This window comes from Pseudomonas entomophila (genome assembly GCF_023277925.1).
In the GTDB taxonomy this organism is placed as follows: domain Bacteria; phylum Pseudomonadota; class Gammaproteobacteria; order Pseudomonadales; family Pseudomonadaceae; genus Aquipseudomonas; species Aquipseudomonas entomophila_D.
The window spans coordinates 3237352-3253169 of the sequence record NZ_CP063832.1 but is presented as its reverse complement, the minus strand read 5'-3'; the positions used below and the strand labels follow the sequence as shown (position 1 = coordinate 3253169).

General features: G+C 64.2%; 12 protein-coding genes. 1 reads left to right on the top strand and 11 read right to left on the bottom strand.

Going from position 1 to position 15818, the window contains the following annotated elements; translation table 11 throughout:
- Window positions 1–141: 141 nt before the first annotated feature.
- The 6 genes from IM733_RS14305 to arcD (IM733_RS14280) form a co-directional block, all read right to left on the bottom strand.
- Entirely contained in the window at window positions 142–1650 is a 1509-nt protein-coding gene (locus tag IM733_RS14305; protein WP_248917278.1) for a sigma-54-dependent transcriptional regulator, read from the bottom strand.
- A gap of 193 nt (window positions 1651–1843) precedes the next feature.
- Complete coding sequence (locus IM733_RS14300; protein ID WP_248917277.1) at window positions 1844–2212, bottom strand: DUF5064 family protein; 369 nt, start codon at window positions 2210–2212, stop codon at window positions 1844–1846.
- A gap of 56 nt (window positions 2213–2268) precedes the next feature.
- On the bottom strand, window positions 2269–3198 hold the full coding sequence (gene arcC, locus IM733_RS14295; RefSeq protein ID WP_248917276.1) for a carbamate kinase: 930 nt from the start codon (window positions 3196–3198) through the stop codon (window positions 2269–2271).
- Window positions 3199–3329: 131 nt separating this feature from the next.
- The gene (locus IM733_RS14290) at window positions 3330–4340 is read right to left on the bottom strand and encodes an ornithine carbamoyltransferase (protein ID WP_011535483.1); all 1011 of its coding nucleotides are present in this window, start codon (window positions 4338–4340) and stop codon (window positions 3330–3332) included.
- Window positions 4341–4409: 69 nt separating this feature from the next.
- Window positions 4410–5663, bottom strand: a complete 1254-nt coding sequence (arcA, locus tag IM733_RS14285; RefSeq protein WP_248917275.1) for an arginine deiminase — start codon at window positions 5661–5663, stop codon at window positions 4410–4412.
- A gap of 32 nt (window positions 5664–5695) precedes the next feature.
- The gene (gene arcD / locus IM733_RS14280) at window positions 5696–7123 is read right to left on the bottom strand and encodes an arginine-ornithine antiporter (protein WP_248917274.1); all 1428 of its coding nucleotides are present in this window, start codon (window positions 7121–7123) and stop codon (window positions 5696–5698) included.
- A 423-nt stretch (window positions 7124–7546) separates the two neighbouring features.
- On the opposite strand from arcD (IM733_RS14280), the gene arcD (IM733_RS14275) reads away from it, so the two are divergent.
- Window positions 7547–8974, top strand: coding sequence for an arginine-ornithine antiporter (gene arcD, locus IM733_RS14275; protein ID WP_248917273.1), 1428 nt, complete (start codon window positions 7547–7549; stop codon window positions 8972–8974).
- A 79-nt stretch (window positions 8975–9053) separates the two neighbouring features.
- On the opposite strand, the gene IM733_RS14270 is transcribed toward arcD (IM733_RS14275), so the two are convergent.
- The 5 genes from IM733_RS14270 to IM733_RS14250 form a co-directional block, all read right to left on the bottom strand.
- Window positions 9054–10412 carry a CoA transferase gene (locus IM733_RS14270; RefSeq protein ID WP_248917272.1) on the bottom strand — a complete coding sequence of 453 codons (1359 nt, stop codon included), beginning with the start codon at window positions 10410–10412 and terminating at the stop codon, window positions 9054–9056.
- A 58-nt stretch (window positions 10413–10470) separates the two neighbouring features.
- Window positions 10471–10884 (bottom strand): YbaN family protein, encoded by a 414-nt coding sequence (locus IM733_RS14265; protein ID WP_248917271.1) that lies wholly within the window; start codon window positions 10882–10884, stop codon window positions 10471–10473.
- 49 nt (window positions 10885–10933) lie between these two features.
- Window positions 10934–11539 carry a biliverdin-producing heme oxygenase gene (locus IM733_RS14260; RefSeq protein WP_248917270.1) on the bottom strand — a complete coding sequence of 202 codons (606 nt, stop codon included), beginning with the start codon at window positions 11537–11539 and terminating at the stop codon, window positions 10934–10936.
- Window positions 11540–11991: 452 nt separating this feature from the next.
- Window positions 11992–13095, bottom strand: a complete 1104-nt coding sequence (locus IM733_RS14255) for an IS110 family transposase (RefSeq protein ID WP_248917269.1) — start codon at window positions 13093–13095, stop codon at window positions 11992–11994.
- A 116-nt stretch (window positions 13096–13211) separates the two neighbouring features.
- Window positions 13212–15800, bottom strand: coding sequence for a TonB-dependent receptor (locus IM733_RS14250; protein WP_248917268.1), 2589 nt, complete (start codon window positions 15798–15800; stop codon window positions 13212–13214).
- Window positions 15801–15818: the final 18 nt, after the last annotated feature.

The window sequence follows — 15818 nt, the reverse complement described above, 5'->3', positions numbered from 1 at the left end:
GGTCCTGGCCATAGCGCCTTCGCGTCCATTGTAGGAGCTTCAGCCGCGATGCAGGCACCACGGTGTGCGGCATCCGCTTCGCGGGTGATCGCGGCTGAAGCCGCTCCTACAGAGGTCGCGCCAAATCGAGTGGCTCCAGTGTCAGGCCTTGCCGGGAATACCGTACTTGCGCAGCCGCTGGGCAATCGCCGTGTGCGAGGTCTGCAACCGCCCGGCCAGTTGCCGCGTCGAGGGGTAGCTGGCATACAAACGCTGCAGCAACTCCCGCTCGAAATCCCCCACCGCCTGTTCCAGGCTCGCCACCTCGCCATCCTGCCCACGGGCCACCGAGGTGCCGGCGATGTCCAGGTCGCCGATGTCCACCACGTTGCTCTCGCAGATGGCCGCGGCGCGGAAGATCACGTTCTGCAACTGGCGCACGTTGCCCGGCCAGGGGTTGCCCAGCAGTGCCGGATGGGTGGCCGGGGCCAGGCGGCAGTGCGGGCGCTGGATCTGGGTGCAGGCCTGCTGCATGAAGTACTGCGCCAAGGACAGGATGTCCTGGCCGCGATCACGCAGCGGTGGCACTTGCAGGTTGAGCACGTTGAGGCGGTAGAACAGGTCTTCGCGGAAAGTGCCCTCGGCGACCATGCGCTCCAGGTCGCGGTGGGTGGCGCTGATGATGCGCACGTCCACCTTCACTTCGCGGTCGCCACCCACGCGGCGGAAGCTGCCGTCGCTGAGAAAACGCAGCAGCTTGGCTTGCAGGTACGGTGACATCTCGCCGATCTCGTCGAGGAACACCGTGCCCTGGTTGGCCAGCTCCATCAGCCCGGGCTTGCCGCCACGCTGCGCGCCGGTGAAGGCGCCGGGGGCATAGCCGAACAGCTCGCTCTCGGCCAGGCTCTCGGGCAGTGCCGCGCAGTTGAGCGCCAGGAACGGCGCGGCGTGGCGGCTGCTGATGGCGTGGCAGGCGCGGGCCACCAGCTCCTTGCCGGTGCCGGTCTCGCCATGCACCAGCAGCGGCGCGTCGAGGGTGGCCACGCGCAAGGCGCGGGCCTTGAGGGTGCGGATGGCCGGGGAGTCGCCGAGCATGGCGTCGAAACCTTCGGCGTGGTCGTGGTGCAGGGCCGACAGCCGTTCGCCCATGCGGTTGGGCGGGTACAGCGTCAGCAGGCCGCCGGCATGGGTGATTGGCGTGGCGTCGAGCAGCAGGCTTTGGCCGTTGAGCTGCATCTCACGCATGGGCAGGTGGAAGTTGTTGTCCAGCAACGCTTGCAGCAGGTCGGGGTCGCCGAACAGCTCACCCACCGAGCGCCCGGCCGATTCGCGGCCGCACAAGGCGATCAGTGCGGGGTTGGCCAGCAGCACCTTGCCGGCGCTGTCCACGGCCAGCACCGGGTCGCTCATGGCGGCAAGCAGGGCGTCGAGTTGCAGGTGGCGGCGTTGGCCGGGGAGGATGTCGACCACTTCCACCGATTGCACACCGCGCACCTCGAACAGGGCGTCGTGCAGTTCCTCGAGTACGGCGGGGCTGAGGGTGGGGGCGTCGATGTAGACGTTCGGCGGGACCATCTCCACGGCATCGAGGTTCAGGTTGCGGGCGCCGAGCAGGGCCAGGACTTCCTGGGTGATGCCGACGCGGTCGATGAAGCTGACGTGGATGCGCATGGGGGGCAATTATGGCCGAGGGAGGCCGTAGTATGCCTTGGGAGTCGGGGCTAGCCCAACATTGCCGGGGGTGCTGTGCGCCCCTTTCGCGACACAAGGCCGCTCCCACAGGTACAACACCGTATCCATAAGCGGTGAGATACCTGTGGGAGCGGCCTTGTGTCGCGAAAGGGCTGCACAGCAGCCCCAGAAGTCAATCTAGATGTTCAGGCTTGATCGGGTCGCCCGATTTCACATCCAGCTTGGCGCGAATGTCTTCGAACATCGCGTCGTAAAGCTTGTGCGGTGAGCCGAGGGTCTCGAACTTCTTCGGTGGAGCCAGGTAAGCCTGGGCCTTGCGCGTGGTGACACTCAGGAAACTCGGCAGCACCTGGTCCTTTGCCAGGAAGAACTTCTCGTCCACTGGCTTGCCTTCGATGCTGCCATGCAGGCGGAACGCGATACCTCTCCCTTCCTTGGGATCCTGGGCCACTTCGTAGTTGATGTTCAGGTCGTAGCTATGGTCATTCGTATTCAGCGCGGTGCGCTCGATATGCACGTGACCGGGTTGGAACTGGGCCATGGCGGAATCCTCCGGAAGGTTGAGAACGGCGGGTGCCAGGCACCCGCCAACTGCATTCAACGGTAGCTGATACCGGGCTTCTGCGTGGAAACCCGGGTGCCTGCCGTGCCCTTGACGATGTCCTCGATGTTCTCCAGCGAACTGATCACCGCAACCTTGCCGGTATGCCGGGCGAAGTCGCAGGCGGCTTGTACCTTGGGCCCCATGGAGCCGGCGGCGAAGCCCAGTTTCTCTAGCTCGTCGGGGTGCGCCTGGGCAATGGCTTTCTGGGTCGGCTTGCCCCAGTCGATGTACGCCGCGTCGACGTCGGTGGCGATGATCAGCAGGTCGGCCTCCAGCTGTTCGGCCAGCAGGGCCGAGCACAGGTCCTTGTCGATCACCGCTTCGATGCCCTTGAGCTTGCGGTTTTCGTCGTACATGGTGGGGATGCCGCCGCCGCCAGCGCAGATCACGATGCTGCTTTTCTCCAGCAGCCACTTGATCGGGCGGATCTCGAAGATGCGCTTGGGTTTCGGGCTGGCCACCACGCGGCGGTACTTGTCGCCGTCGGGCTTGACCACCCAGCCTTTCTCCTTGGCCAGGCGCTCGGCCTCATCCTTGGCATAGACCGGGCCGATGAACTTGGTCGGGTCCTTGAACGCCGGGTCATTGGCGTCCACTTCGACTTGCGTGAGCAGGGTGGCGAAGGGCACTTCGAAGGCCAGCAGGTTGCCCAGTTCCTGTTCGATCATGTAGCCGATCATGCCTTCGGTCTCGGCACCCAGCACGTCCAGCGGGTAGGCTTCATCCGGCTTGTACGACAGCCCCTGCAGCGACAGCAGGCCGACCTGCGGGCCATTGCCGTGGGCGATGACCAGCTCGTTGCCGGGGTGGATCTTGGCGATCTGCTCGGTGGCGGTGCGGATATTGGCGCGCTGGTTGTCGGCGGTCATCGGCTCGCCGCGGCGCAGCAGGGCGTTGCCGCCCAAAGCAACAACGATACGCATGGGGAATGTCCTTCTGATGGGTGACGCGGTCCCTGTAGGAGCCGGCTTTGCCGGCGAATGCCATGGCATGTGCTCGGCATCGGTGTGGACCGGTTCGCCAGCAAAGCTGGCTCCTACAGGGGATCGCGGGGTTACAGGTCGGCCAGGGTCGACACCAGGATCGCCTTGATCGTGTGCATGCGGTTTTCCGCCTGCTCGAAGGCGATGCAGGCCGGCGACTCGAACACGTCATCGGTCACTTCGATACCGTTGGCCAAGTCCGGGTACTGCTCGGCGATCTGCTTGCCGACCTTGGTCTCGGAGTTGTGGAACGCCGGCAGGCAGTGCATGAACTTGGAGCGCGGGTTGCCGGTGGCCTTCATCAGCTCCTTGTTCACCTGGTAGGGCTTGAGCAGCTTGATGCGCTCGCCCCAGGCTTCGATCGGCTCACCCATCGACACCCAGACGTCGGTGTGGACGAAGTCCACGCCCTTGACCGCCGCTTTCGGGTCTTCGGTCAGGGTGATGCGCGCGCCGCTTTCCTCGGCGTATTTATGGCAACGCTCGACCAAGTCGTCATGGGGCCACAGCGCCTTGGGCGCGGCGATACGCACGTCCATGCCGAGCTTGGCGCCGATCAGCAGCAGCGAGTTGCCCATGTTGTTGCGGGCATCGCCCAGGTAGGCGTAGCTGATGTCGTGCAGCGGCTTGTCGCTGTGCTCGCGCATGGTCAGCACGTCGGCGATCATTTGCGTTGGGTGGTATTCGTCGGTCAAGCCGTTGAACACCGGCACGCCGGCGAACTTGGCCAGCTCCTCGACGATTTCCTGCTTGAAGCCGCGGTACTCGATGGCGTCGTACATGCGCCCAAGCACGCGGGCGGTGTCCTTCATGCTCTCTTTGTGGCCGATCTGCGAGGAGTTGGGGTCGATGTAGGTGACGTTGGCGCCCTGGTCATAGGCGGCGACTTCGAAGGCGCAGCGAGTACGAGTGGAGGTCTTCTCGAAGATCAGGGCGATGTTGTTGCCCTTCAGGTGCTGCTGTTCTGTGCCGGTGTACTTGGCGCGCTTGAGGTCGCGGGACAGGTCCAGCAGGTAGCGCAGCTCGCGGGTGCTGTGGTGTTCGAGGCTGAGCAGGTTGCGGTTGTGGATGTTGAACGCCATGACGGTTCTCCTTGGATTCGGTGAGGTGTCCGGCCGGCGCCTCGTAGGCGCGGCCGGGTGCGATGGGCGTTAGTAGTCGATAGGGTCGCGCACGATCGGGCAGGTCATGCAGTGGCCGCCGCCGCGGCCCCGGCCCAGTTCGCCGGCGCTGATGGTGATGACCTCGATCCCGGCCTTGCGCAGCAGGGTGTTGGTGTAGGTGTTGCGGTCGTAGCCGATGACCACGCCGGGCTCCACGGCCACCACGTTGTTGCCGTCGTCCCACTGTTCACGCTCGGCGGCGAAACTGTTGCCGCCAGTCTCGACCACGCGCAGCTTGACCCCCAGTTGCTCGCCGACAACCTCGATGAACGACTTGTTCTCGCGGCGCACGTCCATGCCGTAGGGCTTGCTTTCATCCGGGCGGATGATGAACGGCACGATCTCTTTCACCACTTCCGGGAAGACCGTGACCAGGTCGCGGTCGCAGAAGCTGAACACGGTGTCCAAATGCATCGCGGCGCGGGATTTCGGCAGGCCGGCGACGATGACTTTCTCCACCGCGCCCTTGGCGAACAGGTTCTGCGCCAGTTGGCCGATGGCCTGGCGCGAGGTGCGTTCGCCCATGCCGATCAGAACCACGCCCTTGCCGATCGGCATCACGTCGCCGCCCTCGAGGGTGGCGTTGCCGTGGTCCTTGTCCGGGTCGCCGTACCAGACCTGGAAGTCGGCGTTGGTGAACTCCTTGTGGAACTTGTAGATGGCGGTGGTCAGCAGGGTTTCCTGGCGTCGCGCCGGCCAGTACATCGGGTTGAGCGTCACGCCGCCATAGATCCAGCAGGTGGTGTCGCGGGTGAACTGGGTGTTGGGCAGCGGCGGCAGGATGAAGCTGGAGTGGCCGAGGTAGTCGTTGTACATCTTGACCACGCTGGCCCCTTCGCTTTCCGGCAGGTCCTGGCCGGCCACGCCGCCGATCAGGAACTCGGCCAGGTGACGTGGCTCCAGGCCTTCGAGCCAGCTGCGCACTTCGTTGGTGAGGCCGACGCCGACGGTATCGGAGGTGATCTTGCGGTCGAGAATCCACTTCAGCGCTTCGGGTTGCTGGACGATGTCGGTCAGCAGGTTGTGCATTTCCAGCACGTCGACGCCGCGCTCGCGCATCTTGGTGACGAAGTCGAAGTGGTCGCGTTTGGCCTGGTCGACCCAGATCACGTCGTCGAACAGCAGTTCGTCGCAGTTGCTCGGGGTCAGGCGCTTGTGCGCCAGGCCTGGGCTGCAGACCATCACTTTGCGCAGTTTGCCGGCTTCGGAATGAACGCCGTATTGCTGTTTCTCAGTGGACATGGTGAATCCTCCTGTAAAGCGAAGTCTTGGGTTCAGAGCGTCAGGAAGCCGTCGTACAGGCCGTAGGCCGCCACCAAGGCGCCCGCGACCACGGCGGCGAAGATCAGTTTTTCCACGTTGGTGAAGATCGGTTGGCCGACCTCGCGCTTGGCCTTGGCGAACAGGATCGCGCCAGGGGCGTAGAGCAGGGCCGAGAGCAGCAGGTACTTCACGCCGCCGGCGTACAGCAGCCAGATCGCGTAGAGCAGGGCGATGCCGCCGATGATCAGGTCTTTCTTGCGTTCGGCCAGGGCCTGTTCGTAGGTTTCGCTACGCACCGCCAGCAGCACCGCATAGGCCGCCGACCACAGGTAAGGCACCAGGATCATCGAGGTGGCCAGGTAGATCAGCGACAGGTAGGTGCTGTTGGAGAACAGGGTGATGACCAGGAAGATCTGCACCATGGCGTTGGTCAGCCACAAGGCGTTGGCCGGCACATGGTTTTGGTTCTCGCGGCGCAGGAACGCCGGCATGGTGTGGTCCTTGGCGGCGGCGAACATGATCTCGGCGCACAGCAGCACCCAAGACAGCAGCGCCCCCAGCAGCGAGATGATCAGGCCGACGCTGATCAGCACAGCGCCCCAGTGGCCGACCACATGTTCAAGCACGGCGGCCATCGACGGGTTCTGCAGCTTGGCCAGTTCCGGTTGGGTCATCACGCCCAGCGACAGCACGTTGACCAGCACCAGGAACAGCAGCACGGTGACGAAGCCAATGACCGTGGCCTTGCCCACGTCGGAGCGTTTTTCCGCACGGGAGGAGAAGATGCTCGCGCCCTCGATGCCGATGAACACCCACACGGTGACCAGCATCATGTTGCGCACCTGGTTCATCACGCTGCCCAACTCCGGCGTGCCCAGGGCCCAGATGTCGGCGGTGAACACATCGAGCTTGAAGGCGAACAGGCAGATCAGGGCGAACAGGGCCAGTGGCACGACCTTGGCCACGGTGGTGACCAGGTTGATGAACGCCGCTTCCTTGATGCCGCGCAGCACCAGGAAATGCACCGCCCACAGCAGGACCGACGCACCGATCACCGCCGCCGGGGTGTTGCCTTCGCCGAACACCGGGAAGAAATACCCCAGGGTGCTGAACAGCAGCACGAAGTAGCCGACGTTGCCCAGCCAGGCGCTGATCCAGTAGCCCCAGGCGGAAGAGAAGCCCATGTAGTCGCCGAAGCCGGCCTTGGCGTAGGCGTACACCCCGCCGTCGAGGTCAGGCTTGCGGTTGGCGAGGGTCTGGAAGACGAAGGCGAGGGTGAGCATGCCCACCGCGGTGATGGCCCAACCGATCAGCACGGCCCCAACGCCAGCGCTGGCGGCCATGTTCTGTGGCAACGAGAAGATCCCGCCGCCGATCATCGAGCCGACGACAAGTGCAACAAGTGCACCGAGTTTTAGTTTTCCGGGAGAATCAGACATTTAACGACTCCGTACCAGGAGAAAGTTGACCTCAGAATAAATCTGACGCCTGGATCATTCGCTGACTTAGATCAGTTCATGCCCGCATGAAGATCAGAAAATCCTTCATGCGCCTCCTGGAGGATGCCGACAGCTCTGACGCAGGCCTTGTGCGCTGGCACCTCCGTGTCCTTCTGGAGCAAACGCTCCGTTTCGCCTGCGAACTGTGAAGTTAGACCGTTTTAGGGGTTTGGCAAATTTTCACAGTAAATAGCGACAGGTTTAGACGGCTCGTGAAGTATTCGACAACTGTGATTTTTATGAGGGGGATGCCATAGACATTCCGGTTATGAGTGCTATAGGTTTAATGGCTCGATTTGATAAAAAACTTGCAACAATAATGTTGGTAAATACGTTTACGCGCGCCCGCGCACGAGGAACCCCATGAGCGAACCAGGACAGAAATTGCGCCTTGGCGCGCTCATCGCGCTGGTGGTTGGCTCGATGATTGGCGGCGGGATCTTCTCGTTGCCGCAGAACATGGCCGCGCGTGCCGATGTCGGGGCCGTGCTGATCGGCTGGAGCATCACCGCGGTGGGCATGCTGGCCCTGGCGTTCGTGTTCCAGACCCTCGCCAACCGCAAGCCGGAGCTGGATTCCGGGGTGTATGCCTACGCCAAGGCTGGTTTCGGTGACTACATGGGCTTCTCTTCGGCCTGGGGCTACTGGATCAGCGCCTGGCTGGGCAATGTCGGCTACTTCGTGTTGCTGTTCAGCACCCTGGGCTTCTATTTCCCGGTGTTCGGCGAAGGCAACACGCCGGTGGCCATCGGCTGTGCCTCGCTGCTGCTGTGGGCCGTGCACTTCCTGGTGCTGCGTGGCATCAAGGAGGCGGCGTTCATCAACCAGGTGACCACCGTGGCCAAGGTGGTCCCGTTGCTGATGTTCATCGTCATCGCCGCTTTCGCCTTTCGCGCCGACATCTTCACCCGTGACATCTGGGGGCTGAGCAACCCCAAGTTCGGCAGTGTGCTCGAGCAGGTGCGCAACATGATGCTGGTGACGGTGTTCGTGTTCATTGGCATCGAGGGCGCCAGTGTCTATTCCGGGCGCGCGTTGCACCGCTCGGATGTGGGCAAGGCGACGGTGGTGGGCTTTCTCGGGGTGCTGGCGTTGCTGGTGCTGGTCAACGTGCTGTCGCTGGGGGTGATGACCCAGCCTGAGCTGGCGGGGTTGCAGAACCCTTCGCTGGCTTCGGTGCTTGAGCATATCGTCGGGCCTTGGGGCGCGCTGCTGATCAGTATCGGCTTGGCGGTTTCGCTGCTGGGGGCCTTGCTCTCCTGGGCGCTGTTGTGTGCCGAAATCCTGTTCGCCACCGCCCGCGACAAGACCATGCCGCGCTTTCTGGCGCGGGAGAACCAAAACCATGTGCCGGCCAATGCCCTGTGGCTGACCAATGTGATGATCCAGGGCTTCCTGCTGATCACCCTGTTCTCGGCGGGTACCTACACCAGCCTGATCTACCTGGCGTCGTCGATGATCCTGGTGCCGTACTTCTGGTCAGCGGCATACGCGGTATTGCTGGCGCTGCGGGGGGAGAGCTACGAGGGGCAGGCAGGGCTGCGGCGCAAGGACCTGCTGGTGGCGGTGATCGCGTTGTTGTATGCGGTGTGGCTGCTGTATGCCGGCGGGCTCAAGTACGTGCTGTTGTCGGCGTTGTTGTATGCACCGGGGGTGATCCTGTTCGCCCATGCCAAGCGTGAACAGGGCCAGGTGTTGTTCACGGCCTGGGAGAAGCTGATCTTCGCGGCGGTGCTGGTCGGTGCGGGACTGGCGGCGTATGCACTCTCCTCGGGGCTGCTGAGCCTGTAGGAGCCAGCCTTGCTGGCGAAGGGCGCACCTCGGTGTACCGGGCAAGGCTGCGCCTTGCATTCGCCAGCAAGGCTGGCTCCTACAGAGCGCGTTTCCAGTGGGCTGTGGATGAACCGAGTTCACAGGCGCCCAAGGCCCAGCGCAACTGTGCGTCTCCCACCTTCAGCGGCCCTTTGATCCGCTTCGCTTCGCCCCAGGGCGTGCGCTCGACATGCGGGGCGAGATCGTCGGCCGTTTCCGGCGCCAAGGGCAGGTCCTCGTCCATCGTCCCGTGCTCCACCAGCAGCATGGCCGTGCGCGCCAGCGACAGCCGCGAGCGGCAGCCCTGGCCAGTGCGCAGCCGGTCGCCCAGGGCCCGTATCACCTCGGCGGCCATCAGGTAGCCGGTCCCGTGATCCAGCGCTTGCACCGGCAGCGGCACCGGTCGATCCGCCTGCTGCCAGCGCATGCCGGCGCGGGCGATGCCGCTGCTCATCTGCACCAGGCTGTCGAAACCGCGGCGGTCCCGCCAGGGGCCGCTCCAGCCATAGGCGTTCAGGCTTACCTCGATCAACCCGGGGTTCAGCTGGCGCCGCCACCCAGCGCCCAGGTCCAGGCGTTCGAGAGCGTCGGCGCGATAACCGTGGACCAGCACATCGGCCTCGGCCAGCAGTTGCTCGAATATTCGACGGCCTTCGCAAGTGTGCAGGTCAAGGCGTGCGCAACGTTTGCCGAGGGTCACCTCGGCGGCGACGGCCGGCTCCTCCCAGCCGGGCGGGTCGATACGCAGCACATCGGCGCCAAAACCCGCCAGCAGCCGGGTGGCAATGGGGCCGGCGAGGATGCGGGTGAGGTCCAGCACCTTGAGGCCGGCCAGCGGCCTGGCCTCGCTGCCGTGCCAGGGCTGGGATGGGCCGGGGAAGGTTTCGCGCAGGATCAATGGCTCCGCGTTAACTGCCCTCCCTTGAGGGTGCTCACACCATTGCAACCAGCTGCGCATCCTTGCCGCGCAACCACCGGCCTCGACCACGGCGGCCTCCAGCGCTTCAGCATCCCACCGTGCCACCTGCCGGGCCATATCGGCGCGATCGGACACCGGGCCGAGTACGTTCAACGCGGCGGCGCGGTGATGCGCGGCATTGGTGTGCAGGCGGATCCAGCCATCATGCGTCGGGTAGTCGCCGGCGATGGCATCCCACAGGGGCGGTGGTGCCCAACCCAGGGGGCGCAGGCTGGTGGCGAACCAGAACGAGGCCAGGCGACGGTCGACGTGGACCAACGGGCAGATGTCCCGCTGGCCTTGCAGCAGCTTGGCCAGGGCCAGGCCGGTGGCGGCGATGCTGGCCGAGGCCAGGCCGGTTATGGCGAATGTGGAGGGGAGTGTGCCGATGCCTTGCCAGCGCACGGCGTATGGATCGAGGGTCAGGGCGTGAGCGATGGTTTCGAGCAAAGGCTGCATGCAGGATCCTCCTTCGTGGATCCAATTGCAGTACATCCCGGGCGATGACGCAACTGCCTCAGCGTTGCAGATCGATGGCGGCGGGCGGGGTCGGGCGCTCGGGGCGCGACCAGATCCACAGGTTACCCAGGGTCATGCCGCCGATGGCGAGGAACACCGGCCAGCGGTGATCGAGGAAGGTCAGCATCAGCCCCGCGCACAGCAGCATGCTCAGCGTGGCGCTGACTTTCGCCCGGCGCTGGATCACCTTGCCGTTGCGCCAGTTGTACAGGATCGGGCCGAACAGGCGGTGGTTCTCCAGCCATGCTGAAAGTCGCGGCGAGCTGCGGGTGGCGGCCCAGGCGGCGAGGAGGATGAACTCGGTGGTGGGCAGGCCGGGGATGACGATGGCAACCAGGCCGACCCCCAGGCTGACATAGGCCAGGATCGCGTATAGCAGGCGGGAGAGTTTCGAGCGGGCGATTCGGGTCATGGTCTCACGGCAACGGTGTGGCCGCCGGAGGGCGGCCGGGTAAAGCGTGTCAGGCCAGGGCGGCGTCGGTCGCGTAGGCGTGCTTGAGCAGTTCGGTGAAGCGCTCGAAGGCGGCGACCGCGCCACGTTCGGCGGCGGCTTCCTCTTCAGCCGACAGCATCAGGCCGTCGAGGATGCGGGTGAACTGCTTCCAGCCTTCGGCGCGGCCACCGGCCGGTTCGCCGAGGTGACGGGCACCGAAGCTGTCGGACAGCTCGAGGGCCACGGCACGCTTGATCAGGAACGCGGCGCCCAGTTTGGAGCCTTCGGAGACGAAGATCCAGCCCATGGCTTCACCCAGGCTTGGCGACTGCAGGGCACCGGTGACCGGGGCGGGGACTTCGGTGTCGAGGTCGGCCAGGTCCAGGCGCGCTTGCTCGGCGCGGCAACGCTCGGCCAGGTCGGGGACGATGGCGATCAGTTGCGGGTCGTTGTACAGCGCCTGCAGTTCGGATTGGAACAGGTACTGGGCGACCACGAAGCGGGCGAAGCTCTCGCGGGTGTCGAACGGCTTGTGCGACTTGACCAGGGCATCCAGTTCGGTGTGCGGGGCGTGGGTGATCTGGTTGAGGCGCTGGGAGCGCAGGGCGGCGCGCTCGGAGGAAGGGGCGTTCATGGGGCATCCTTGGAAAATGGGGCGTCTAGTGACAAGACGAAACAGAAGACGCGGGGCAGTAAAAAAACCTCACCTGCGAAGTGAAATCATTCTCATGAAACGGCGTCAGAACCGTGATCAGTAGGAGCGGCTGAAGCCGCGATCACCCGCGAAGCGGGTGCCGGGCACCGCGGTGTCTGCATCGCGGCTGAAGCCGCTCCTATGTATGGACTCGCCTACATTGTCTACCTGCTTTTCGAACAAGGTTACCCGGTTGCATCTATGTATCAGGCCTATTCGAGGAAGCTTGGTGCTTCTGGCCAACATCGGGGTGAGCTCGCAGCATGCCCATTACATTTAGGCCTCTTGGGCCGGTAGGAGCGTAGGCATTAATCCGCGACGGTCTTACCTAGGGTCGATGTTCACTAGCAGGGGCTGGGGCGCTCGGCACCCCGGTGGCGTAACACCGTAAGTCAGTGGCTCATGGCGGGCTCCTGACGATCGTTCGGTTGGCGTTGGTAGACCTGCTCACCTTGTAGCAGCACCCAGATGATGCGCAGATTTCGATTAGCCAGTCTGATCGCCGCCTCCTTGCGACCAAGTCGAGTTAACCATCGCAAGAGGCGGCGATCGTCTGGCTGATCGGAATCAGGCTTCAAATGGCTAAGAACCGCGTGCGCACCCTGGATCATCATGCTGCGCAGGTAGCCGTCACCTCGCTTGCTCATCTTGCCTAGCCTGACCTTCTTTCCACTGCTGTGCTGGTCGGGCACCAGGCCAAAGTAAGCGGCAAACTGTCGAGCATTGGGGAAACGCGAGGGTTCAGGCTGCTTGGCCAGCATCGCTGTGGCGATGATCGGGCCGACACCGCGTATCGTCATCAGGCGGCATGCGACCTTGTCGGCCTGCGCCGCTGTTTCGAGCCGTCCTGTCAGGATGGCGATACGCTCACTCAGATAGCGCCATTCGGCGAGCAGTTCATCGAGCAATTCACGCAGCAGATCTGGCAATGGTTGAGTCGTATCTTCAAGAATGCGCGGTACACCGTGGCTGACGGCTAAATCGCCTTGCGCCAGGGCGACGCCCTGTTCCAGTAACAGGCCGCGGATCTGGTTGCCTAGCGCGGTGTGGCGCCTGACATAGCCTCTGCGGGCGCGGTGTAAGGCTTGAATCGCCAAAGCGGCAGTGCTCTTGATCGGCACCGCAGCAATGCTGGTATCCCGGCCTGCGCGCAAGATGGCATGGGCGTCGTTACGATCGTTCTTGGCACCACTGCGGTGCTCCGCCACTCGCTGCGCGGGCAGGATGCGGACTGGCGTTCCCTGCGCCTGTAGCAAACGCCCCCATGCTTGAGCGCCGGGGCCACTTTCCATCAGGACCGTCACGGTGGGTGGCAGCCTGGTCAGGAACGCATGAAAGGCTTCACGGGATTTGATTCGATCTTCGTAGATGACGCGCCCGGAACCGTCATCTCCGGCCACCTGAAAGACTTGCTTGGCCAGGTCGACTGACAGATGTTGGCAAAGCGTTACATCGTTGGAAGACAGGGAATTGCGCTTCGTCCTATGCTTGCTCATGGTCTCGCCCTCGCTGCCGTTGGCTTTTTAGAACGCCACCGTGGCACTGTGATGCCTCGGCGGGGGCGAGTCCATCCGATTACAAAGGGCACGTGCCCGACGCCGATTTCAGTCGGTCAGATATCCCACACCAGGTTGATGGCGAAGTTACGCCCCGGCATGGTCAGGCGATCGAGGTTGGCCGGTTGGGTCACGCCCGCTTCACCCAGCGCGTCGTAGCCACGCACGTCATCCCACTGCCAGTATTTCTTGTCGGTCAGGTTGTACAGGCCGGCGTTGACGGTGATGTCGTCGGTCACCTTGTAATAGCCGGTCAGATCCAGCACACCGTAGCCCGGGGTACGGAACTGCTTGCTGGCGCCATCGGGGGCGAAGAAGGTGGTGTCGTCGACACGGTCCTTGCGCTTGACCAGGGTCCAGCTGACCAACCCGCCGTAGTTCAGTTGCTCATAGCCCAGGCCCAGCACCGCAGTCAGCGGGTTGACGCTGTTCAGTGGCTGGCCGGTGTCGTCGTTGCGGCCACGGGCGTAGGCCAGCGAGCCCTGGGTGTACAGGCCTTGCACGGCACCGAAGTGGTCCAGGTTCAGGCGGCCCTTGAACTCGGCGCCCTTGATGGTGGCGTGCTTGATGTTGTTGGCCTGGAAGGTCGAACCAAGGTTTGCCGACTGCACGGCGTCCTCGTTGATGAAGTCACGGTACTTGTTGTAGAACACCGCCACGTCAAAGTTGCCGGCCTCGAAGTTGCCGCGCAGGCCGGTCTCGTAGCTCTTGCTCTTCTCCGGTTCCAGGTTCGGGTTGGGTTCGACGCTATAGCCCAGGGTCGGGTTGTCGAAGCGCCCATACATGGCCTTGGCGGTCGGGGTGCGGAAGCCTTCGGCGTACTGGCCGTACCAGGTGTAGTTGTCGTTGAAGGCATAGGTGACGCCGAACTTGGGCGAGACGCGGTGCCATTTCTTGTCCGAGTCGTCGATGCTGCCTGGCGCCGCACCGGTACCCTGGATACCGCGCAGGAACTCGGCGGTCATTTTCGGTTCCATGCGGGTGTAGTCGTAGCGCGCACCCGGCAGGAAGGTCCAGTTGTTCCAGCGGATTTCATCCTGGGCGAACAGGCTGTAGGTGTTCACCGTCGGATCCGGGAAGTCGCTGACCAGCACCTGGCCATCGCTCGGGCTGTTCTGGCCGATGGCCCGGCAGGTGCCACCCACGTTAAGGCAGGTGCCGGTGCCACTGCGCGAACCGGTAACCTTCTCATGCTTGAGGGTAGTGCCGTAGGTCAGCAGGTGCTCGGTGGCGCCGATGCTGAAGGCCTTGTCGAGTTGGCCGTCGAAGACCCACTGGCGGTCCTTGTAGGTGGTCTGGCGGTCGCGGAACACCTGGCGGCCGCTGGCGAAGTACAGCTCGTCGGTGCGCTGGTCGGTCTTGGCGATCTGGTAGTTCAGGCTCCACTTCACGTGGTCGGCGACCAGGCTGTCGAGGCCGAATTCGTGGTTGATGCCGAAGCGCTCGCGGGTGACGGTGTCGTTGCCCTGGCGCATGCGGTACATGTTCGAGGCGCCACGGCCCGGAATGAATGGGCCACCCACGGCGCTGAGGATGTTCTGGTCGCGGTCATCCTTGTAGTGCTCGTAGGTGAAGCCCAGGCGCGCGTCGTCGGCGTAGTTCCAGCCCAGCTTGGCCAGCACGTTGGTGGTGCGCACGTCCTCGGGGTTGGCCTCGCTGCGGTCCAGGCCGGTGCCGCCGTGTTCGCCGTAGGATTTGGTTTCGTGGCCATTGCGCTGGCTCAGGTGCAACAACCCGTCGAAATCGCCCTGGCGACCGGCGACGGTGGCGGAGGTCAGCCAGCTTTCGTCGGCGGAGCTGTAGCCGGTCTTCAGGCGCGCGCCGACATCCTTGCCAGGCTTGATGATGTCGTCGGGATCAAGGGTGAAGTAGCTCACCGCGCCACCGATGGCGTTGCTGCCGTATAGCACCGAGGCCGGGCCACGGAGGATCTCCACGCGCTTGACGATCTCCGGGTCGACGTAGTTGCGCTGGGTCTGGGCGTAGGGGCCGTAGAAGAAGCTGTCGGGGATCGACACGCCATCGACCTGGGTGAGGATGCGCTCGCCGTCGATGCCGCGGATGTTGTAGCCGTTCAGGCCGCTGCGCTGGCCGACGCCGCCGACCGAGACGCCCGGTTCGTAGCGTACCAGTTGCTTGATGTCGTTGACGTTCTGCCGATCAAGCTGCTCGCGGGTCTGCACGCTGACGGTGCTGGGTACCTGGCTGACGTCCTGGGCGCTGCGGGTGGCGCTGACGGTCACCTGCTGCAGGGCGATGGCATTGCCGGCGGCCTGGCGTTCGAGCACCACATTGCCGTTGCCGATCTTGCGGTAGCTCAGGCCGGTGCCGCGCAGCAGACGTTGCAGAGCCGCCTCCGGCGCCAGCGAGCCCTGTACGCCTGGCGACGCCACGCCCTCGGCCAGCTCCGCGCTGAACCCGACCTGCCAGCCGGTCACCTGGCTGAACGCGTTGACGGCCGACACCAGTGGTTGCTGGGCGATGGCGAAACGGTAGTCGCCCATGCGCGGGCTGCTGGCCTGGGCCGGTTCGGCGGCCAGCGTCGGCAGGCTGATGGCGCCGCTGGCAAGCAAGGCCAGGGTCAGCAGCGACAGTTGCCCCCGACGGCGGGAAATGGAGGACGGGCGGGTTTGACCAGTGGACATCGAAAGCGCTCCCTGTCG